This window comes from Paraburkholderia sp. CI2 (genome assembly GCF_014201055.1).
Classification (GTDB): Bacteria; Pseudomonadota; Gammaproteobacteria; order Burkholderiales; family Burkholderiaceae; genus Paraburkholderia; species Paraburkholderia tuberum.
Genome location: NZ_JACHDL010000015.1, coordinates 99,967 through 120,568 on the forward strand (window position 1 = coordinate 99,967; position 20,602 = coordinate 120,568).

General features: G+C 64.1%; 21 protein-coding genes. 4 read left to right on the plus strand and 17 right to left on the minus strand.

All coding sequences use genetic code 11. The annotated features are described in order from the left end of the window. Nucleotides 1-86 precede the first annotated feature (86 nt). The 8 genes from HDG32_RS20925 to HDG32_RS20960 all read right to left on the minus strand — a co-directional run bounded on the left by HDG32_RS20925 (nucleotide 87) and on the right by HDG32_RS20960 (nucleotide 7,537). A complete protein-coding gene (locus tag HDG32_RS20925; RefSeq protein ID WP_184070374.1) occupies nucleotides 87-1,247 on the minus strand; it encodes an acyl-CoA dehydrogenase family protein in 1,161 nt (386 codons plus the stop codon). Next, nucleotides 1,244-3,052: an acyclic terpene utilization AtuA family protein gene (locus HDG32_RS20930; RefSeq protein ID WP_184070376.1), complete on the minus strand. Its 1,809-nt coding sequence runs from the start codon at nucleotides 3,050-3,052 to the stop codon at nucleotides 1,244-1,246. The genes HDG32_RS20925 and HDG32_RS20930 overlap by 4 nt, the downstream gene beginning before the upstream one ends. After that, nucleotides 3,037-3,801: an enoyl-CoA hydratase-related protein gene (locus tag HDG32_RS20935; RefSeq protein WP_184070378.1), complete on the minus strand. Its 765-nt coding sequence runs from the start codon at nucleotides 3,799-3,801 to the stop codon at nucleotides 3,037-3,039. Before HDG32_RS20935 ends, HDG32_RS20930 begins: the two co-directional genes overlap by 16 nt. Beyond that, complete coding sequence (locus tag HDG32_RS20940; RefSeq protein ID WP_184070380.1) at nucleotides 3,798-5,045, minus strand: CaiB/BaiF CoA-transferase family protein; 1,248 nt, start codon at nucleotides 5,043-5,045, stop codon at nucleotides 3,798-3,800. Before HDG32_RS20940 ends, HDG32_RS20935 begins: the two co-directional genes overlap by 4 nt. 23 nt (nucleotides 5,046-5,068) lie before the next feature. After that, the gene (locus HDG32_RS20945) at nucleotides 5,069-5,617 is read right to left on the minus strand and encodes a 2,4'-dihydroxyacetophenone dioxygenase family protein (RefSeq protein ID WP_184070382.1); all 549 of its coding nucleotides are present in this window, start codon (nucleotides 5,615-5,617) and stop codon (nucleotides 5,069-5,071) included. Beyond that, nucleotides 5,614-6,384 (minus strand): cupin domain-containing protein, encoded by a 771-nt coding sequence (locus HDG32_RS20950; protein WP_184070384.1) that lies wholly within the window; start codon nucleotides 6,382-6,384, stop codon nucleotides 5,614-5,616. Before HDG32_RS20950 ends, HDG32_RS20945 begins: the two co-directional genes overlap by 4 nt. Further along, nucleotides 6,381-6,647 carry a hypothetical protein gene (locus HDG32_RS20955; RefSeq protein WP_184070386.1) on the minus strand — a complete coding sequence of 89 codons (267 nt, stop codon included), beginning with the start codon at nucleotides 6,645-6,647 and terminating at the stop codon, nucleotides 6,381-6,383. Before HDG32_RS20955 ends, HDG32_RS20950 begins: the two co-directional genes overlap by 4 nt. Nucleotides 6,648-6,745: 98 nt before the next feature. Then, complete coding sequence (locus tag HDG32_RS20960) at nucleotides 6,746-7,537, minus strand: GntR family transcriptional regulator (protein WP_260336542.1); 792 nt, start codon at nucleotides 7,535-7,537, stop codon at nucleotides 6,746-6,748. 320 nt (nucleotides 7,538-7,857) lie between these two features. On the opposite strand from HDG32_RS20960, the gene HDG32_RS20965 reads away from it, so the two are divergent. From HDG32_RS20965 to HDG32_RS20975, 3 genes are all read left to right on the plus strand, one after another. Next, on the plus strand, nucleotides 7,858-8,520 hold the full coding sequence (locus HDG32_RS20965) for a hypothetical protein (RefSeq protein ID WP_260336543.1): 663 nt from the start codon (nucleotides 7,858-7,860) through the stop codon (nucleotides 8,518-8,520). Between the two features lie 228 nt (nucleotides 8,521-8,748). After that, entirely contained in the window at nucleotides 8,749-9,231 is a 483-nt protein-coding gene (locus HDG32_RS20970) for a hypothetical protein (RefSeq protein WP_184070388.1), read from the plus strand. 259 nt (nucleotides 9,232-9,490) lie between these two features. Further along, on the plus strand, nucleotides 9,491-10,264 hold the full coding sequence (locus tag HDG32_RS20975) for a hypothetical protein (RefSeq protein WP_184070390.1): 774 nt from the start codon (nucleotides 9,491-9,493) through the stop codon (nucleotides 10,262-10,264). A 608-nt stretch (nucleotides 10,265-10,872) separates the two neighbouring features. Here HDG32_RS20975 and HDG32_RS20980 read toward each other — a convergent pair. The 6 genes from HDG32_RS20980 to HDG32_RS21005 all read right to left on the minus strand — a co-directional run bounded on the left by HDG32_RS20980 (nucleotide 10,873) and on the right by HDG32_RS21005 (nucleotide 15,511). Beyond that, nucleotides 10,873-11,226, minus strand: a complete 354-nt coding sequence (locus HDG32_RS20980) for a BON domain-containing protein (protein WP_184070392.1) — start codon at nucleotides 11,224-11,226, stop codon at nucleotides 10,873-10,875. Nucleotides 11,227-12,213: 987 nt separating this feature from the next. After that, nucleotides 12,214-12,396, minus strand: a complete 183-nt coding sequence (locus HDG32_RS20985; protein ID WP_184070394.1) for a hypothetical protein — start codon at nucleotides 12,394-12,396, stop codon at nucleotides 12,214-12,216. Between the two features lie 115 nt (nucleotides 12,397-12,511). Beyond that, on the minus strand, nucleotides 12,512-12,904 hold the full coding sequence (locus HDG32_RS20990; protein ID WP_184070396.1) for a RidA family protein: 393 nt from the start codon (nucleotides 12,902-12,904) through the stop codon (nucleotides 12,512-12,514). Nucleotides 12,905-12,946: 42 nt separating this feature from the next. Continuing rightward, the gene (locus tag HDG32_RS20995) at nucleotides 12,947-13,771 is read right to left on the minus strand and encodes an oxaloacetate decarboxylase (protein ID WP_184070398.1); all 825 of its coding nucleotides are present in this window, start codon (nucleotides 13,769-13,771) and stop codon (nucleotides 12,947-12,949) included. A gap of 49 nt (nucleotides 13,772-13,820) precedes the next feature. Then, nucleotides 13,821-14,357, minus strand: a complete 537-nt coding sequence (locus HDG32_RS21000; RefSeq protein WP_184070400.1) for a carboxymuconolactone decarboxylase family protein — start codon at nucleotides 14,355-14,357, stop codon at nucleotides 13,821-13,823. Nucleotides 14,358-14,545: 188 nt separating this feature from the next. Beyond that, the gene (locus HDG32_RS21005; RefSeq protein ID WP_221307816.1) at nucleotides 14,546-15,511 is read right to left on the minus strand and encodes a helix-turn-helix domain-containing protein; all 966 of its coding nucleotides are present in this window, start codon (nucleotides 15,509-15,511) and stop codon (nucleotides 14,546-14,548) included. Between the two features lie 1,003 nt (nucleotides 15,512-16,514). Here HDG32_RS21005 and HDG32_RS21010 point away from each other — a divergent pair. Next, nucleotides 16,515-17,162: a hypothetical protein gene (locus tag HDG32_RS21010; protein ID WP_184070404.1), complete on the plus strand. Its 648-nt coding sequence runs from the start codon at nucleotides 16,515-16,517 to the stop codon at nucleotides 17,160-17,162. 294 nt (nucleotides 17,163-17,456) lie between these two features. On the opposite strand, the gene HDG32_RS21015 is transcribed toward HDG32_RS21010, so the two are convergent. From HDG32_RS21015 to HDG32_RS21025, 3 genes are all read right to left on the minus strand, one after another. Further along, entirely contained in the window at nucleotides 17,457-19,181 is a 1,725-nt protein-coding gene (locus HDG32_RS21015) for a cytochrome c biogenesis protein DipZ (protein WP_184070406.1), read from the minus strand. A 171-nt stretch (nucleotides 19,182-19,352) separates the two neighbouring features. Continuing rightward, nucleotides 19,353-20,111, minus strand: a complete 759-nt coding sequence (locus HDG32_RS21020; protein ID WP_184070408.1) for an alpha/beta fold hydrolase — start codon at nucleotides 20,109-20,111, stop codon at nucleotides 19,353-19,355. 89 nt (nucleotides 20,112-20,200) lie between these two features. Further along, a complete protein-coding gene (locus HDG32_RS21025) occupies nucleotides 20,201-20,506 on the minus strand; it encodes a putative quinol monooxygenase (RefSeq protein ID WP_184070411.1) in 306 nt (101 codons plus the stop codon). Nucleotides 20,507-20,602 lie beyond the last annotated feature (96 nt).

A 20,602-nucleotide genomic window follows, 5' to 3' on the forward strand; every position in this document is an offset into this window, starting at 1 on the left:
TATGGACCGTTGCTGATTGATCCGGTTGGTGTCGTCGGACCTGCCTTTGCCGCGCCCTGGATGCGATTTGTCTCGCGCTGCGCGGGTCAGTACGACTTCGGCAATCCGAGCGCCTGCTCGGCGACGTAGCACAGCGCGAGCTCCTGCGTCACCGGTGCGAGCAGCGAAAGCACGCTTTCGCGCAGGCCGCGCTCGACGTGGTACTCCTTCGCGTAGCCGTAGCCGCCGTGCGTGCGCACCGCACGCAACGACGTCTCGAAACTGGCCTCCGCCGCCAGGTACTTGGCCGCCGTGGCCTCGACACCGCAGGGCTTGCCGGCGTCGTAGAGCGCCGCCGCCTTCCACATCAGCAGTTCGGCCGACTGCAGGTGCATCCAGCATTCCGCCAGCGGATGCTGGATCGCCTGGTTCTTGCCGATCGGCCGGCCGAACACGACGCGTTCCCTGGCGTAGTCGGTTGCCCGCGCCAGCGCTGTCTCAGCGGCGCCGAGCGCCGCAGCCGCGACGAGGATGCGCTCCGGATTCAGGCCGTGCAGCAGGTAGCTGAAGCCCTGGCCTTCGTCGCCGATGCGATCCTCGACGGGGATCTCCAGCCCGTCGATGAACAGTTCGTTCGAGTCCACTGCCTTGCGCGCCATCTTGTCGATCTCGCTGATGCGCACGCGCGATCGATCGAGGTCGGTGTAGAACAGCGTGACGCCCTCCATCGGCCGCGCGCATGCCTCGATCGCCGTCGTGCGGGCCACCAGCAGGATCTTGTTGGCGTGCTGCGCGGTCGAGGTCCAGACCTTCTGGCCGTGGACGATGTAGCGGTCGCCCGCGCGGCGGGCGAAGGTTCTGATGCGTGTGGTGTCGGAACCGACGCTGGGCTCGGTCACGCCGAAGCAGGCGCGATCCGAACCGTCGATCAACGGCGGCAGCATGCGGCGCTTTTGCGCCTCGCTGCCGAACACGACCACCGGCTGCGGGCCGAACAGGTTCAGGTGGACCGACGACACCGCCGCCGAGCCGAGCTTGCCGATCGTGCGCATCACCATCGCAGCCGCGGAGATGCCGAGGCCGGCGCCGCCGTGTTCCTTGGGCATGGTCACGCCGAACCACCCGCCGCGAGCGACGGCGTCGCAGAACTCGCTGGGCCAGCGTCCATCGCGGTCCCGCTCAAGCCAGTAATCGGCGCCGAAGTCGGCGCAGCGGGCCTCGACGGCGTCGCGGATTGCAAGCTGGTCGTCGGAGAAGTCGAAATTCATGCGGGGCGCTCCTGCAGCAGGTCTGCGGGGACGTCGACCGGCATATCGAGCAGCATCTGCGCCATGCCCTTGCCGAGCGGGTCGTTGCGCAGCGACGCCATGCCGCCGCCGCCCAGCGCCCGCTCGCAGACGAGGTTGATGGCATGGATGCCGGGCAGCTCGTAACGGTGGACCGGCCCCTGCATCAGATGGCGGAGGTACTCCGCGACGCGTTCTGACGTCACCTGGTCTTTCAGCACCGGCAGCAGGGCCGGATGCCGCGCGATGAGGCCGATGTTGGAGGTGTCCCCCTTGTCGCCGCTGCGTCCGAGCGCGATTCTCACGAGCGGCACGGTCTGGCGTGGGCCGGGGGGCAGCGCGCCCTCGATGGGCGCCAGCGGTCCAGGCGCGACCTGCGGTTGCGGTGACGGCAGCGTCACGGTGTACGTCGTCTCGTCGAGCGTGACCGTCGGCGTCACCCGCGCCTTCGGAATGAGCCAGGCGAACTGCCGCAGCACCGGCGACACCGAGGGACGGCCACCGGCACCGGTCGTACCGGGTGACCAGGATGTGCCTGGTGCGGCTAACTCGCGGCTGAACATCTCCAGTGCGCGCCGGTCGGCATGCGTCACCGTCAGGCGCAACACGACTTCGCGCGTCGGCAACGGTCGCGCATGCGGCCCGTAAGCCGACTCCGTGCCGAGCAGCTCGATATGGGTGGCCAGGAAATCCACGAACCCGCTCTCATGCAGCAGCCGGCGGCCGCGCTCGAGCAGCGCCTCGCCCGTGCGTTTGGCCTTCGCTGCGGCGTCGATCCCGACGATGGTGAGCTGCCCGGACACCTTGAAGCCTGCCGGCGCGGTGGCGCTGACCTTGTAGGTGCCGGTGGGCGGGCGGCCGCGCGCGCCGGTCACGAGCACGCGATGCGGCCCGGCCTGCTCCATGCGCACCTGGCGGAAGTCGCAGGTCACGTCCGGCAGCAGATAGTTGGCCGGATCGCCTATCTCGTACAGCAGTTGCTCCCCGACGGTTGCGGGCGTGACGAGGCCGCCGGTGTCCGCGGGCTTGGTGACCACAAAGCTACCGTCTTCGCGGCACTCGACGATCGGATAGCCGATGTTCGCCCAGTCCGGCACGCTGGCCCAGTCGGTGTGCAGGCCGCCTGTCGCCTGGCAGCCGCATTCGATGATGTGGCCGGCCAGGCTGCCGGCGGCGAGCCGGTGGAAGTCGTCGGCCGCCCAGCCGAACTCGTGCATCAGCACGCCGAGGGTGACCGCACTGTCGACGCAGCGGCCGGTGATGACGATGTCGGCGCCCGCGGCCAGGGCCCGCGCGATGGGCAGTGCACCGAGATAGGCATTGGCCGTCACCAGGCGCTCCGGCATGGGCTCGCCGCTGGTCATTTCGACCGTGCCGGCCGCTCGCATCGCGGCGGCAAGCGGGAGCACGTCGTCGCCTTCGACGATCGCGACCCGCACCGGTACGCCGAGTTCGTCGGCCAGAGCCCGCACCGCCGCGGCGCAGCCCCTCGGATTCACGCCGCCGGCGTTGCTGACGATGCGGATGCCCTGCTCGACGGTCTGCTTCAGCACCGAGCGCAGCGCCACCGTGACGAAGTCGATGGCGTAGCCTTCCTCCGGCCGCTTCATGCGCGCGCCCGCGAGGATCGACATGGTGAGCTCGGCGAGATAGTCGAACACGAGGTAATCGATGGCGCCGCAGCGCACCAGCTGCAGCGGTCCGAGGCTGCTGTCGCCCCAGAAGCCTGAGGCGCCACCTATGCGCACAACCTTGCCCGGCGTCGACGATGTCAGTTGCCCGTCCATTGCGGTTTCCTTTTTTCCTTGAATGCGGTCAGGCCCTCGCGCGCGTCCTGGGTCAGGGCCAGCAGGCCGATCTGCCCTTCGCCGAAGGCGATCGCCTCTTCGAAGGACATCGAGCGCATCGCCTTCATCGCATACATGCCGCGCCGCAGCGCGGTAGGTGAGTTGGCGAGCAGCCGTGACAGCAGGCGCTCGAGCGCAGCGTCGAGGTCGTCAGCCACCTCGTTCACCAGACCGATCTCGCGTGCCCGCGCCGCGTCGATGGCCTCGCCCGTCAGGCACAGCTGCGCCAGGCAGCGCAGCGGCAACTGGGCCTGCAGCACGGCGAGCACCTGCATCGGGAACACGCCCACCTTCACCTCGGGCAGGCCGAAGCTCGCGTGCCGGGCCGTGATGGCGAGATCGCACATCGCGAGCAGGCCCATGCCGCCGGCCATGCAGGCGCCGTTGACCCGCGCGACGAGCGGCACGTTCAGCGTGCGGGCCGTGCGCAGCAGGTCGGCGTAGGCGCTGGTCGGCGTGGCGTAGTCGAACGCGAAGGCATCCCCGCCCAGGTCGGCGCCGGCGCAGAACGCCTCGTCGCCCGCACCGGTGAGCACCACCGCGCGAATCGTCTCGTCAGACCGGGCGCGATCCAGCGCTTTCTGCAAGGTGCCGATCACTTCCGCGTTGAGCGCATTCCGGCGCTCCGGACGGTCGATGGTGAGAATCAGCCGCCCGTCCTGCCGGCTGGCGTGCACGACCTCGGTCATGCTTCGACTCCCGTTGACTCGCTGCACGCCGCCACTTGCGTCACGCCCGCCTGCGCCATCTCGCGGATCTGCTGCGGCGAGTAGCCGGCCTCGGCCAGCACTTGCGCGCTGTGCTCACCCAGCAGCGGCGGCGGGCGCAGCGGCGGCAGCGGGGTTTGCGGCCATTCGCTGGGCACCGCCATGGTTCGCAGCATGCCTTCGGTGGGATGCTCGAACTGCTGGAAGAACCCGATGTCCTGCAGGTGCGGATCGTCCATCAGCGACTCGAAGGTGTGCACCGGCAACACCGGGATGCCGAGCGGCTCCAGCAGCTCGCGCCATTGCTGCGTGGTCTGCGCTTTCAGCTTGTCGGCGAGGATCTCGTACAGCGCCTCGACATGCTGCGTGCGCGATTCGCCGTCGGCAAACCGCGGGTCGCTGTTGAACCGCTCGGCCTCGCCGACCACGCGCATGAAGGCCTGCCACTGTTCGTCGGTGTAGACGACGAGGCACACCAGGCCGTCCTGCGTTGCGTACGGCCGCCGCTGCGGGTTGAGCAGCCGCGGATAGCCGAAGCCGCCGCGCGGCGGGATGAACGTGTGGCCGTACAGATGATCACCCAGCATCATCTGCGCGGTGGTCTCGAACATCGGCACGTCCACCGCCTGCCCGCAACCCGTGCGCTCGCGCGCGAGCAGGGCCGCGCAGATCACGCCGAACGCGTACAGGCCCGTGGCCCGGTCCGAGAGGTTGAGCGGGGCATAGCGCGGCACGTCGGAACCGGCCCGCACGCTGGCCTCGGGGATCGCGACGGCCGCCTGGATCAGGTCGTCGAAGGCGCGCGAGTCCGCATAGCGGCCGCGCTGGCTGAAGCCGAAGGTGCCGACGTAGACGATGCGCGGGTTCACCAGCCGCAGCGCCTCGTAATCCAGCCCGAGGCGCTGCATCGCCTGCGGCCGCACGTTGTAGACCAGCGCGTCGGCCGTCTGCGCCAGCTTCAGCAGCGCTTCCTTGCCGGCAGGGCGCTTCAGGTCCAGCATGACGCTGCGCTTGTTGCGGTTCAGGTTGAGGAACAGCGGGCCGGCGCCCGAGCGCCCGCCGGGTCCGACGGCGCGCAGCATGTCGCCGCCGGGCGGCTCCACCTTGATCACGTCGGCCCCCAGGTCGGCCAGCATCTGCGTGGCCGAAGGTCCCATGACGACTTCGGTGATGTCGATGATGCGCAGGCCGGCTAGCGGCCCACCCTGGTTCGAGTCGTTGCTCATTCTGTCCGTGCTCCTCTTTCCGGTCAGGAACCGGCTACGTCGGCGCCATTGCCGCGGATGTAGGGCACCGGTCCGATGTCGCGCGCTGCCGCGAGGGCCTCGATCGCGTATCGGATCGAGACCGCGTCATTGAGCGAGTGGAACGTGCCGTCCTCGTTGAAGCTCACTTGCGCGCCTTCGATCCAGGCGATGGTGATGGTGTCCTCGGTGTTGTCCTCGGGGGTGTAGAAGGTGTGCACCGAGCCGCCGGGCTCGTACAGGTAAGAGCCTGCCGTCTGCCGCTGCTCGGGGTACTCGCGATACGCCCAGCAGCCCTGGATCGTCCACACCTGCGCCGTACCGGTGTGGTAGTGAATCGGCAGCGAGCAACCGGGTTCCAGGATGGCCATGAAGACCCACTCGCCGCGCTCCAGGTCAAGGCGCAGCGGCTTGATGTGGATGCCCGGAAAGACATCCCTGATCAGCGGGATCTGCTCGATGTTGACGGTCAGGAGCTTGTCCTGTGGCAGAGCGGGCAGCGGCAGCGGGGCGCCGGTGGACGTGGTGGGCTGCGCGAGCATTCTTGCGTTCATGAATTGTCTCCCGTTGTTACTGGATTTGAAGCAGTGGATGGAAGCCGCCCCCTGATAAGGAAGCCGGATGCAGGCTGCTCCGGCAAACAGCGCAGGGAGGCGGCGACCCCGCGCGGAAGAAACAGGAAGTCGCCCGGGGCGAGACCGAAGTCCTGCCCGTCGACACGTGCGTCGATCCGTCCGTCTTCGACGTAGAGAACCTGCTCGGCGTCAGGCTCCGCGGTGCAGACCGATGGGCTGCCGGTAGGCATGCGCAGCGCCGCAATGTCGACCCAGCGCGCGCCAGCGGTCTCGCGGTCGATGAGGGGAACCGTGCCGGTGGCGGCGTCGCCGGCGGCAAGCACGCGCACCTTGCCGTGAGCGGGCGCGGCGGCAGCGTCGTCGGGTTCCGTGATCGTGTGCGCCGGGTTCTCGCCATACGGCGGCGTATAGACGACCAGCACACGCCCGGGCTGGTCGCTGGTCACGCGAAACGAATGGAATACGCCGGCCGGCACGTAGGCCCAGGTCCCGGGCGCCATCGCTTCCACGCTGCCCGCCGCCCCCGACTCGCCGGTTCCCTCGATCATGTAGGCGCATTGCTCCAGGTGGGGGTGCGCGTGCGCCCGCGCGCCGTGCGATTTCACGATCGTGCCGACCAGCACTTCGAGCGCCGTCGCGCCGACAGTCTCGGGGCCGATCACGCGCACGTTAGAGGTGCCGGTATGGTTCGCCGGCGCGTAGGCGGCAAGATCGGCCGCCCTGACCACGGTAGGTACGGGCTTCATTCGGGCTGGCTCCATGCGATCTTGACCGCCGGGGCGGCGGCCTGCGCCGCCATGAAGCCGGAGGCGGCGGGACGGTTTTCCACGATGACGGGCTGGCCCTTGCTGGCGGGCAGCGATTGGTCGGGCACGCGCGCCCCGGCGTCCCGTCCGCTTCCGACCGGAAAGGGAACGATGATCTTGATGGGCTTGGCCGGATAAGGGGCCACCGCCATCGCTTGCGGCTCAAGGACGGGGGTAGCCAGGAGGAAGAGAAGGTTCCGCATGCGCATCGAGCTCCAATCAGGACTCAACTTCAGGGACTTAAACCTAAATGCCTAATGTTAGTAGTTTAGGCATGCGCAAAGCGGCGTCAAGTCCGGGCTTACCCGACAGCCCGCCGCTGCGGCTCGGTGATCCCAGGCACGGTTTTCAGGGCGGACGCGGGGAGGTCGATCTCGGAAACGTAGCGGTCGCCCCGATACCAGGTCGCACCGGCGTACAGCACGTTGCCTTTGCCGTCAACCAGGCGTCGCGTCATCTTCGCGACGGGCGAGGCAAACGGGATCTTCAGCATATCGCACAGAGGAAAATCGGCGGGTATCACGGTCACGCGTTGTCGCAAGCGTTTGCAGCGCGCGCCAAGTTTGTCGAGCACCGCGGCGAGCAGTTTCCGCTGCATGGCGATGTCCTTGGGCAACGATTCGAAAACCGGCGTCGGCACATAGATTTCGGCGTAGCAGAACGGCTCGCCGGAATAGGAGTGCAGCTTGCGGACACAGACGTATTCGTCGGCCGACCGGCCATCCGGTCCAAGCAGTTCTTGTGGCACAAGGGTGCGGCGCCGGACTTCGAGTATCTCGAAGGCAAGCGCCTGCGGTGCGGCGAAGGGGTTGTTGATCACCTGTTCGAGGTCGCCCGTCACGGCGGGCAGCGCTGCAACGTGGGTCCCGACGCCCCGCTGGCTGCGGATAAGCCCTTCCTTGGAAAGCAGCTCGTATGCTTGCCGGACGGTGATGACGGCGACGCTCAGGTCGTCCGCGAGTTGCGTGATCGGCGGCAGCTGCGTGCCGAGCGGGTACTCGCCCTTCGCAATTCGGTGCCGCAGCAGGGACGCCAGCCGGTGATATTGCGCAACACCGCGCTCGGCTGGCAGCTCCGGCCGCGCGGTCTCCATGTGTCGCTCATCCGCCATCATATAAATCCTAATTAACCAACTTTCGAATTATATGTCAGCGATGCGCGAGCAGTCGCTCGCGTTTCTGGCACACCCAAACAACTTTCCTTGCTGCTCATGCACCAGTCGTGCTTTTGGGCGACTTTCGGCCAGTTTGAGACGTTCGACATCATGGGCCAGATCGCTGACAATCTCGGCAGCAAGCTGGCCGAGCCCAGAGAACCCTCGTGTTGGCAAGCGACGGATTGACCGACGCCAACGACTTCGGCAGGTAATGCCGTTGGGCGTCTCGAGCCTCGTGCTAGTACAACGGAGAACACATGCGAACGACAAATATGAAACTCTCGCACACGATCAGGATTCTTATCGCAACGGTCGGTCTCTCGGCGCTCGGTGCGCATGCAGCCGACGAAGCCAAAGTGCTGCCGTTTGAAACTCATGCCGCGTTCTTCTCTAGGGAGACACAGCAAAAGACACCATTGGACCCACAGGTTTTCGTCGAGCAACCGGGTGCCCCCGCCGCTACCGGGCCGCAAGGGATTAAGCGAAGCGCTGGCCTTCGCAATGCGCTAATCGCTGACACGCCGACGCTGCCTTTGAAGACCGCTACCGGCCAGCGGATGAATCTGACCTTGGGCGCCTGGCTTGGTGCCAGAGGGGAAGCGATCCTGACGCCGCAGCCGGACGGGCGTGAGAAGGTAACTGTCGTGCTTTCTGGTCTTAAGCCCAACGGACACTACAGCCTTTTCGAAAATCACTTCAATGAGAAGCCGATCGGCTTCACGCCGCTTGATGGTAGCGGTCAGGACAACGACCTGGTAGCAGACGCCGAGGGCAACGCGGCGCTCACCACGATCGCACCAGTGCCGCTGACGCACGACAACGCTGTACTCGTGGTCTATCACTCCGACGGAAAATCACACGGCAAGCAGCGCGGCGAAATTGGCGTAACGGCGCACCACCAACTCATCGCGAGACCGTAACTTTGCTGTTGTTCATGCGTGAAGGGCTGCTTCAGAGCAACGCTAACGTCCCTTGTGGGTCGTCTACGGTCTCCGAACCGTGTTAAGGCGGAACGCCGAAACGGATGTGAAAATCCCTTGCGGGTGCCACGGCGCGTCCGATACTGAAAGTGCTTTGCGGGTGCCCGCTACCGAAGTTAGTGGCAAAGTCATCGGCAAGGTGAACGGACTACGCAATGGAGGCTGACTATGAACCAGTCAAGTTCCGCTCAAAGGCGGGAGAAAATATCCTACGAGGTGTCAGGCGAAAATTCGAAATACACGCTGCTTCACCTGCTGGACGTTGAAGACATACCGGGGCATTCGCTCGCACTCTATGAACTGCATCGCACCTTTCCCAAGGGCGCGTTGATGTTTGCTGGCGTAAGCGTCACGGAGCAATGGATGCGCGGCACCGTTGACACCGTCGATGGCAACGGCACCGTCATCGGCTATGGGTTTTACAACCTGGAAGACGGCGACAAGATTTTCGGCAAGTTTGACGGGATCTCACAGTCTGCAACCGGCCAGTCCGCCGATGTCCGCACCGTCATAGGAAGCACGGTGCTCACTGGCGGCACGGGGAAGCTGCGTGGCATTTGCGGCATCCTTCACTTTGTGACCAACACGGACGTCTCACAGAACCTAAATGAGAGTAAATGCGAGGGCGAGTACTGGATGCAAAAAGGCTAGTCCGGGCCTCACGGTGCCTTGCACGCGGCCCAGCGCAAAGCTCACTGATCAGAAGCCTCCGCTGAAGCTCAAGGAAATCTGGGCGATCTGCGAAAAGCTGAAGGCGGATACGACCTCGCGATGTTCAGTTCAATCTACGGGAGGGTCACTACCTGAAATACGCCGTTACCAATTTATAACGTGCAACATGGAACCCTGACATAAGCTGAATGGAAAGTGTGAGGCGCATGTCGCCGCGCGAATAACGAGGGAGCATGTCATGAACCCGCTCGATGCAGCGTTGCGCGCCGGCAGCGCCGTTGCAGTTCTTGCGTTGTCCGGCGCGCTGTCTGGTTGTTACTACGTACCGTACGGCTACTATCCGGGCTACGGGTATTACCCGGGCTATCCTGCTACCTATTCCACTGCCTATCCGAATGGCTATCCCGCCGTGCCGACGGCGGCCACGCAGCATGGCGTGCCCGTCGCGCCCGGGGACCCGACGCAGCAGGCTCCGGCGCCAGAGGACTTCAACATGCCCGACGGCACGTCGCCCGACGGGCCGCCATCGACGTACGATTTCGCCCCCGCGCCCGCCTATGGCGCGCCGGCGTACTATCCAATCGCCTATCCACCGGTCTACCCCTACGCGTATCCATACCCGTACTACGGGTACTGGCCGGGCTACTACTGGTGGCCGTCGGTGTCGTTCGCCTTCTGGGGCGGGTGTTGCGGCGGTTACAGCCACTACCACTATGGCCATCACACGTACTGGGCCGGCCACGGCTACTCGGGCCATGGGTACTATGGACACGGCTACTACAGCCACGCTTACTCGGGAAATGGACAGGGTGCGTGGAGCGGCAGTCACGCCAGCTGGGGAGGTGGTAGCTACGGCAGCAGCGCTTCGGGCGCCGGTCACGCGAACTGGGGCGGCGGCGGCGGTGGCGGCGGCGGTGGCGGCTGGGGCGGCGGCGGCGGCGGCGGTGGCGGCGGTGGCGGCTGGGGCGGCGGCCGTTACTGGGGTGGCGGCGGCCACGGCCGATCGCATTGAACCGGGCGTACGGCGCACCGCGCGACGGGTATCGCGCGCGGCGAATGGCCGGAGCTGGGACGGCGAACGCAATCCTTCCCCCCATCGAGTCGGAATTCGCGAGGGCTCAGCACCCTGACCACGAAGACTGGCCTTACCGACCTAGTCATGCTCGTAGCACGGGTTGTTCGGCCCCTGCTTTTCAAGTACTGTTAATCTTCGAGGAGACACCGCCATGCCTAACGACATTCTTCTCGTCAACGAACGCGGCTACATCGTCTACGCCGACCCTGATGCTGGCCGAAGACGACAACTATCTCGCGTTCCTTCGCATCCACGCCAACATTTCTAAATCCAACCCGAGGCCGGATAAGCTGCGCAAGGAACATTCGAACTGGACTTGAACGACCGAGTATCGGGTCGTCAAGTGCCTTTCGCGCTCTTGGAACAACGTTTCATCGGTACATCGCGCGCACCGAATCCTTCAGATACTTCAGGTCCGAGCGTTCGTGGCCCACGCACCAGGAGAGATAGTCCACCGGCACGGTGAACATCTTGTCCTGCGAGAGCGTCGGCTCCTCTTTTCACGGCTGAAAACGGCCAGTACTTCCCGGCGCCGCCTCGAAGCGTCAATAGCCTTTCGTATAGAGCGTCAGATGGTTACTCACCGACGTTACACCCGGCACGCCCTTCGCCACTTCCGCGGCCTGCTGGATCTGAGGACCGTCCGACACGCTGCCGGATAATGTCACGACACCGCCGCGCGCCTTGACGAATACGTTCGACACGTTGAAGTTGGGCGCTTTCGACAACGCCTTGCGTACATCCCGAGCCAGCTTCTTGTCCGCTGGCGTCGCCTTGCCTGAACTTGCAGCCGGACTCGAGCCCATCGGCATAGCGTTGCTGGCTTGCGCGTAGACGTTCGACGTCAACGTCACGCATCCCACGACGACGAGCAGATTCACGACGTTCCATGCTTTCATGATTGCCTCTCTCGTTCGGCCTGGCAGATGGTGAGTCAAAGATAGCCAACATTCCGCTTCTAACAAAGCTGCTTGCACGATTAAGGAAAAGCCCGGATCCAGACGCGCGCCCGCTGGCAGGCCGATCATCGGGCGAGTTTGCGAATGAGCAGCCGCAGTATCGTTGGCGAGGCTTCACCGCAGATCCGAACGCGTGACGCATTGGAAGCCACCTCACCACGTGCACGACCAGCATGCTGAAAGGTTACGCCTCAACGCGCTGCACGGAGGCGCCCGACTCCAATACACATGGCAAGGAACGCTGAACGCCTCAACTGGCGCGTGTTTGCGCTCCAGCTAGCGCCCGTGTGGTTATGACGCTCGTAGTCTTTGTATCGGACGTTGAAGCTGAGTACTTCGAGGCAGGCCGTCAAAGCTCTCCTTTTGACCGTCGCGCGCGCCTCGTGTGGCGCATAGACATCCGCGTGAACGGCCGCTGTACTTTGGAAGTTGCTGTTGCGGTCTTTCCACGTCGAAGGGCAGAAGTGGCTCGCGTGCCGTTGATCGACGTCGGACAAAGATCGGCCAGGAAGAGACCTTCTTCCTAAGCGTCGCGAAGACATTCAGACGGCGGTTCCATTCAGATAACGGTCATTGACGAACACGACACGTAAGCTCAGCAGGCCTCCGAATTTCACGATAAACCCATCGGTGTCGTATCGGATTCCACGCGCGAAGATGCAGGACGTCCGCGGATCGCGGTGACTATGCAGCACGTCGTGCTCACCCGCGTATTCGAACCCGGCTGCGCCCGATGATCGACGATTACGTAATGGCCGCCCGGCATCAACACGCGAAAAACGGCGTCGTTGAATGCATGAACGTCGACGGGGACCATCTTTGGCGTGTGGAGATCGTGGTAGTTCCGCGCGATGCAAAACGCGTAGATCTGTTCCGTCGGGCGCCCGCTTTTCCGGCAATCCCTGTCAGCAGCACGACATTGTGCCGCTACCGCGCGAACTGTTCGACCTCCGACTGTCCCGCCTCGATGCGCTCGATCTTTGTCAGCTCGGCGGGAATCGCGGCGAATACGCGTCCGTGGTCTCCGGCCAGTGACGCGAACAAGCGAGTGAAATATCCGCGATACGGCAGAAAGATCGCCTGGCCCGATGTCGATGAAGCGAAGCACATCGGCGACGCGATCTCGCCCGTCGCGGGCGCGATCGCGGTGAGGCCCTGTGTTATCGGTGAGTGCCGCTTCGATCTGTGCGTCGGTCGAGCGTGCCATGGTCGTGCGCAACACGGCTCAAACCGCTGCAATGCAATCTATCTCGATATCGAAACGTCCGGGCCATGCGGGCACGTTCACGAAGATCCGTGCCGGTGGCTGGGGGCTAAAGAATCGCGCATAGATCTCATTGACGATTGGGAACATCTCGACGGATGTGCAGTAGACGTTGCACTTGAGCACCTGGTCGAGCGACGATCCGCCGGTTTCCACGCAGAGTTTCAGTTGCTCCAGCACGCGTTGAGTTTGCTGATCAATCGGCGCATCCAGCACTTCGCCGGTCTGCGGATCGAATGGCGGCAAGCCCGACACGTAAAGCGTGTCGCCGTGACGCGTGGCAATGGAGGTGGGTGCCTTCCAACGCTCGAGCCAGTTGGACAATGGTTCGACACGGATGATTTCGCGAGCCATGTGTTTCTCCTTGAGTGACGGGATCGATGTTAATGGCGCGCGTCAAGCGTCGCCAGCGAACAGTGCATTGAGATCCGAAGCCGGTGGGGCATCTGCGAAGCCGTCGAAGCGTCCGTCCGAAAGCGCCTGGGCGGAGCGCATGAGGCCGCCCCAGGCGCTCCGCGCGAGTGCGCCGCCCACGCTGACGCGCCGCACGCCCAGCGCTGCCAGTTCTGGCAATGTCAGGACCGGGTTCGCGCCAATCAGTACGTTCACCGGTTTGGGCGAGACCGCCGCGACGACGGCCTCGATCTCTTCGCGCGTCCGGATACCCGGCGCGTACAGGCAGTCCGCGCCGGCCGCTGCGTAAGCCTTCAGACGCTCGAGCGTGTCGTTCAGGTCGGGCACACCAACGAAAAAATTCTCCGCGCGGCCGATCAGCAGCGTATCGCCACCGCTATCGTCGATCGCTTGCCGCGCCGCTGCGAGCCGCGCCACGGCGATCTCTATCGGCAACAGAGGCGCGGCGGCATCGCCGGTCGCATCTTCGATCGACAGGCCAGCCACGCCGGTGGCGACCGCGAGTTTCACGCTCTCGGCAACGCCGGCCGCATCGTCGGCAAAGCCGCTTTCGAAATCTGCATTGACCGGCAGATCGGTGGCCTCGACCATCGTTCGCAGGTGCGCGAGGATCTCATCGCGGCTCGCCTGGTTGTCGGCGCGGCCGGTCGACCACGCATAGCCGGAACTCGTGGTCGCGATAGCCTGGAAGCCGAGGCTCGCGAGATAACGTGCGCTGCCGGCGTCCCAAGGGTTCGGCAGCGTGAAACAACCGGATTCGTGTAGCGCCCGGAATGTGGCGCGCTTTTCGGCAGTGGTGCGTGGCATGGCAGAACTCCCAGAAGAGGGGGAAGCCCTTGCGGGCTTCCGAACGCGTTCAGGCGATTTCCGTTTCGACCACCGGGAAGTCGATCTCCGTGTCGAACACATTATTGACGAAATTCGTCAGCATGAACTGCGCACTCAGCGCGATGATCTCGACGATATTGGCATCGCTGTACCCGGCGGCTCGCATCACGTCGAGGTCCCCCGTCGCTACTTTGCCGCGCGTTTGCATCAGCTTGCGCGCGAACGCCACCGCGGCCGCCACGCGGGGCACGTCCGAGTCCCCGAGTCTGTTGCGGCGAATCTCATCGCTGGAAAGGCCGGCAAACTGGGTGGCTGCGTAGGTGTGGGCGCTGAGGCAGTACTGGCAGCCGTTGACCTGCGACACGGCCAGTGCAATGCCGTCGCGCGTCTTGATGTCGAGTGTTTTGGAGAGAGCGCTCTGCAGGCCGGCCCACCCGTTCAGCGCCTGGGGGCTTTGTGCCATGATGCGGAACAGGTTCGGCGTGAGCTTGAGTTGCCGCGACACGGCGTCGACGACGGCCTTGGACTCGGCGGGAATATTCTGCGGAATAGCGATGCGGCTCATAGTACTGCTCCTTGGGTTCGGTTCGAACTGCGGATGATGGCTGCGGGAACAGGTGTTCCTGCATTGAGAAGCAGTCTAGGAGCGATCACCGCGCACAGGATCCGGCAAATGTGCGCAAAAGTCCGGCTCGTGGGTCGCCACTCGGCGCTTCGGGCGTCGAGCGGGCGAGTCAATCCGCGCGGTGCGGATCAGGATGAGGATGGTGTTGCTCGATACTCGGCGGGCGCCGCGCCATAAATTTCGCGGAAGGCGCGTATGAAAGCTCCGCGGCTCGCGTAGCCGGCGTTGTGCGCCACCTGGTCGAGCGCGAGATCCCCGGCGCGCAACTGGGCGGCGGCCTGGCGCATTCGGATGTCGCGAAGCACCTGCATCGGCGCCTGGCCGAAGGCCGCCGAGAAGCGCGCCATGAACGCGGAGCGGCTCAGACAGGCGATCTGGGCAAGACTTTCGACAGTGTGCGGCGCGGAAGGCCTCGCGGTCATGTCGGCGAACGCGCGCGCGATCTGGGGGTCACCGAGCAGTGCGAAACGTTCCATCCACAGCGCGCTGGTTTTAAGCGAGCGGCGCACGAGCGCAACGATCACCTGCTTGAGCAGCGCGCCCGACATCGCACCGGCGCCGATTTCCTGTGCCATCAGCTCCTCGAAGGCAGTGCGCAGATAGACGTCGAGCCGGTCGGACGGATCGAATTGCTCGACGATCGGCATCGAGAGCATTTCGAAGAGATTAATCGAGGCGCCGAAAGCTGCGGTGAAGTAACCGCAGATCATCACGGTCATGGGCTCAGTCGATCCGGCGCGGAACCGGTTGATGGAATCGACGACACGCTTATGCTCGCGGCCGGATACGACGACCGGTGCGATGCCCGCCTGGTTTGCGGGCACCTCGAGCTTCAGCGGATGTCGCGGTGGGACGATCAGCAGCGTGTGCGGTGTAAGGGGTACCGAATCGGCGCCTCCGATGTGTAGAAGCCCGCTGCCGGAAAGAATGTAGTGGATGCCGGGCGCGTCGTTGCCGTCGAGTTCGAGCACGAACCCCTCGCTGACGAGACACTCGGACAGGCCTAGGACGCGGATCTCGAGCAGCGCGATGAGTTCATCGAGGTGTGCTGCGGAGATGCGCGCAAACGACGACAAGGGCGTTGAGATGGACATTCGTTCGAAAGAACGCGGCAATGCCGGCCAAAGCTGGAACGCGATGACGGATTGTCGCACGACTGCAGCGGGCTGCGGACTTGCCACGGCAGGCCAGGTCGCGTGTCGGCGACCTCCCTAGGGAAGACGGAGAGAACTAGCTGTAGCAGCACATACTCATCACTCTCCGTCGCTTTTGCACAGACAACGGCCGTACGGTTGAAGCACGGGCGACCGGCCGCAGTGGGTCGATCACGGCCTTCGGCATCGGGCAGTAGTCGGTCATGAGCGCTCGTCCGGACAGGTGCCACGATCGCCAACATGTAACCTCGGCTAGCCCACCTACACTGCCAAGGAGTTGTTGGGCTCGGTGCGGACATACGGGCGCAGATCACTTCATGAAACAGTTGAGGAACACCTCGGTCGTCGTGCAGGCGGATCCACCGCGCGCGTTACGCGTTTGTTGCGCATCACTCGCTGACTGTGCGCAGTGAAGGCGAGGAGTGGCAGATGGATTTCGCCAGCGAAATTGACGACCTTGCCAAGGCGCTGGAACGGCTCGGGATCGATACAGGCCAGGGGCTCATTACTCCGATGAAACGAGACGATGAAGACGACGAATGATGCTCTTGACGTGTCGCCTGTGGCGCTTCCGGATGTCCATGATGGGCTCACCAAGGTACTGTTCAAACGTACAGTAGCGCGCGCTTCACCTAACGGCCTAGACTTAACACGTGGACAAGAACGCGGAGTGAGTTATGGTCACCAGGACTGTCCGACGGACACTTTCCGGTCTGACTTCAGCGATTGCGCAAGCGCCGAAGAGTAAGCATCGGATCGAACATACCGTGAAATCGGCTCAGCAAATGGCCGACGATGCCTGGAGACGGACGACTCACGGACTGCACAACTCCCTGATGCGTAAGGATCCGAAAGGGTGATTTTCGCAAGCCAGACGCAAGACTGAGCTCGCCGGGTTGGACGTATATGCTGTTTCTCCCAGAACCGGATGCGGAGGCACACTATGTCGAGCAAAAGCGATAGGGACAACAGATCCAATCAATTGAATCCCAACAATCCAGCGTACGCGAGTTCTCGCGCGGGCAATTTCCGCGATGATGATGACGATTGGGAACCCGTCTCTTATGTCGATCGATACTTTTATACTCCGCCTCGCGCGACCACGTTTCAGGCGATAGGGCAGTACGGAGTTGGGGTGGTTTCGCAAGAAGGGGAAGCGAGGTTCGTTACATTTCGTCTGGAAGCCACCACTAGCGCGACCCTCCTTTATACCCACGCAAGCTTGCAGTCGCGCGTAGAGGACTATTTCGAGCGTTTCGCGATCCATGTCCATGGGCTGTTCCACACGCACTTCAAAGCTCCGCCGGTCTTGTATGTCCAGTTTGATGGAACATCTGGCCGGCTACCGTGGCACGTTCCGCTCAACCTGGAACAACCCGAGACGATGCAGACGTTTCTGATGTCGCACAAGCCGCACATGAACTGTGCACCCGCTCCGGATGCAGTTATCGAACTGTTATGTGACCGCCTCAGTGAACCAAGCGAGGATTGGGGTACTTTCGAAGCCCTGGATCGAGACACTTCGGATCTGACATTCGTCTACGCCAGGCGCTGCAACGCTGAGATTCAGAGAAATTCCAAAGGATTGTGACAAAGCAGCAGGTGCGCTCAATCGGCCTAATGCCCTACATCCTGTCGCGCGATGCACCGTGCGCTTCTAGCCGGAACCCCGGGATCGGTCGTCTTCTGTCGAGTGCGGTCGGGCCGATTGACAGCCGCCGTCGTCGGTTCAGGATCGGACCGTGTGCGGCCATGAACGGTCACGGGCTGGCGGGTTGGCCCGGACGATCAATCATCGGCTCGACTCAGAATACGGCCATTCGGCCTGCAGTCGCATGCGTGACGGCGTTGGTGCATAGAGACGGGCATTGGGCAACGGTGGGACTCAGCCGAACGTGAACGCGTAAGCCAACACGCCAGACGCCAGGAAGGTGATCTCGAAGGTGCGTTCGCCGCTGCCGTTGGCCTGCCGCACGAGCTGGTAGAGGCGCTGCCCGGTGACCGTGCCGTTGCCATACGCATCGATGTCCGCGCCGCGGTCGGCGCCCGGCGCCTCGTTGTCGATCAGCACGCGAAAGCGCACGGGCTGGCCGTCGCGGCCGGGCCCCAGCACCAGATGCAGGTCACGGCCACGGAAGCGATAAACAATGCGTCCGTTAGGGCTGTCAAGCCGGGCACTTTCGTCGCTAACCAACCAGCGCCCGTCGAGCCCCCACTGGTTGGCCGTCAGGGTCGAGGGCGCGTGATACGTGGCAGTCTCGTCCTGCGCCACCGGGCCACCGGCGAAGTTCTGCGCGCGTGCGTAGCCGACGTAGGTTTCCGGCGAGCGACTGGCATCGCCTGAGCCGGCGGCGGCCTGTGCGCCCTGCGCGTTCGGTTGCACGTAGCCACCCGGCAGGTCCTTCTGGCCGCCCTCGGTGAGCAGCCGGCGGATCACGTCCTCGCTTTGCTGGTAGTCGCCTTCGCCAAAGTGGTGGTGACGAATATGCCCCTGCGGGTCGATGAAGTAATGCGCGGGCCAGTACTCGTTGCCGAAGGCCTTCCAGATGGCGTAACCGTTGTCGATTGCGACCGGGTAGTCCACGCCCAGGTCCCTCACGGCGTGGATGACGTTGACCGGATCCTTCTCGAACGCGAACTCGGGTGCGTGCACGCCGATCACCACCAGGCCGTAATCCTTGTACTTGTCAGCCCAGCCCCGCACGTAGGGCAGCGCGCGGATGCAGTTGATGCAGGAGTAGGTCCAGAAATCGACCAGCACCACCTTGCCCCGCAGCGACTGCGCCGTGAGCGGCGGGCTGTTGAGCCACTGGGTGGCGCCATCGAGCGTGGGCAGATCGCCTTCCACCGGCAGCGTGTCGCCGGCCTTCACAGCGATCTGCACGAGAGGCGGAGGACGCACCGCGTCGATCAGCTTCTGTTCGATGCCGCCCGTGCTGGCCAGCGACACGCGTGTCAGCAGCCCGGTATCCAGCCCCAGCGCGATGGCGGCCACACCTGCCAGCACCAGCACGCCCAAGGCGCGGCGCACCCATTCGCCAGCGCCCAGCGAGCGCTTCATCAAGGCGAAGACGCGTCCGCCAATCAGCAGCGCCAGCGCGAGCGAGGTCGCCGCGCCCGCCGCGTAGGTGAGCAGCAACAGCGTCGTCTGGACGCTGGCGCCCTTGAGAGCGGCGCCCGTGAGTAGCAGGCCCAGGACCGGGCCGGCGCAGGGCGCCCACAGCAGCCCTGTGGCCACGCCCAGCCCGGCCGCCGAGAGCACCGAATCGTCCTGGCTCCCGGTGTGCTCGGTGAGCTTGTTGCCGAGCGCCACGAACGGACGGGTGATCCATTCCGCGACGCGCTCCGAGAGCAACGTCAGGCCAAGCACGGCAAGCACCGCCAAGGCGACGAAGCGGCCGTACTGGTTGGCGCGGACGGCCCAGCCGCCGCCAACAGCGGCCAGCGTGGCGACCACGGCGAAAGTCAGCGCCATGCCCACCAGCATCGGCAGTCCATTGCGCGCGAACGGGCGGTCTGCTCGCGAAAATACGAAAGGCAGCACCGGCAGGATGCACGGACTGAGGATGGTCAGTGCACCGCCGAGGTAGGCAAGGATCAGTAAGAGCATGGTGGCGACATCCGTGAAGGGTTAGGGGTATGTACCGAGCTGAGCGACATCCACCCGCGATTGCCGCGATTTGACAACCCACGTGGGTATCTGCGATGGGGGCGGGCCGACTGGCGACGGTGTCGGCCGTCGGCACCAAGCCGACAGGTGCCCCATCGAGACGATTACCGGTCAGTTCGTCGACTTCGCGGCAACCTCAATCACTCGCGCGACCGCGGCCGGCTGAGAGATAAAGACAGCGTGGCTTGCGCTCACTTCGGTCACCTTGGCACCCGAGCGTTGATACATCCAGCGCTGAAGCTGGGGGCTCACCATATGATCCTGGGTAGTCAGGATGGCGTAGCTGGGCTTGGTTCGCCATGCCGCCACAGAGACCGGTGCGCCCAACGCTTTCTCGGCGAGTTGATCCTGCGAGTCCGCCAGGAATTGCGCGTCCGATGGCGAGACGTCCGCTGCAAAGTTCTCACGGAATTTCGCCGGCGGGAGGAAGAAATACTTGTCCGGCGTCGCTCGCATCGCATCGTTGGGCGCGGCGAACTTCTGCAACAGCTGACCGCTGGCTTCGCCGGCGTCGGGTTGCAGTGCGGCCACATAGACGAGCGAGCTGACCTTCGGGTCCGCACCTGCCTCCGTGATCACGGAGCCGCCATAGCTATGGCCGACCAGCACAACCGGGCCCTGCTGCTGATCAATGACGCGCCTGGCGGCATCGACGTCTTCTGCAAGGCCCGTGAGCGGCTCCTGCACGATCGCCACATGGTAACCATCCTTGACCAGGATGTCGTGGACGGCCCGCCAGCCGGAGCCATCCACCAGTGCGCCGTGAACAATGACAACATCTTTCGCAGCCGCCTTTGCCTCGGCGTGAGCCATCGTGGCGCCCAGGGCAATCAGGGCGGCAATCGCCAGGTTCTTTCGCAGTGCAAACATTTTACTCTCCAGGATTGTCTGTAGTTGCCCGTCGTTTCGCGCAATCACACTTGACGGGCGAGGATTGATCGGTGATAGATAACCGGGAATCAGGCCAGCTCGTTCTTCATCGCCAGAACGTCGATCAGCTCGACCGACGGTGGACTTGCGAGCATCTCCTCGACTCGCGTCATCAGCGAGTTGGCCATGTCGCCGGCAAGGTGTGCCTGGCGATCCTCTTCGCTCGCGAAGGCGTCGAAGACGCCGAACGTCGTCGCCGAGAGCTTCAGGGCGAACCAGATCGGTGTGGTCGCCTCCCGATTCGTCATCTCCAGGCCGGCGTCGAGGAAGTCTGCTACCGCCTGCTCCTTTCCCGGCCTCGCTTCAAGTCGTACGAATAGTGCTTTCTTGATCATCTTTGCTCTCCAGTTTGCGCGCGACGAGTTCGCGCGTTGGTCCAGACTTTACAAACAGAGCGCCCTTGGAGATACTGTCTCAATCGACAATTTTGG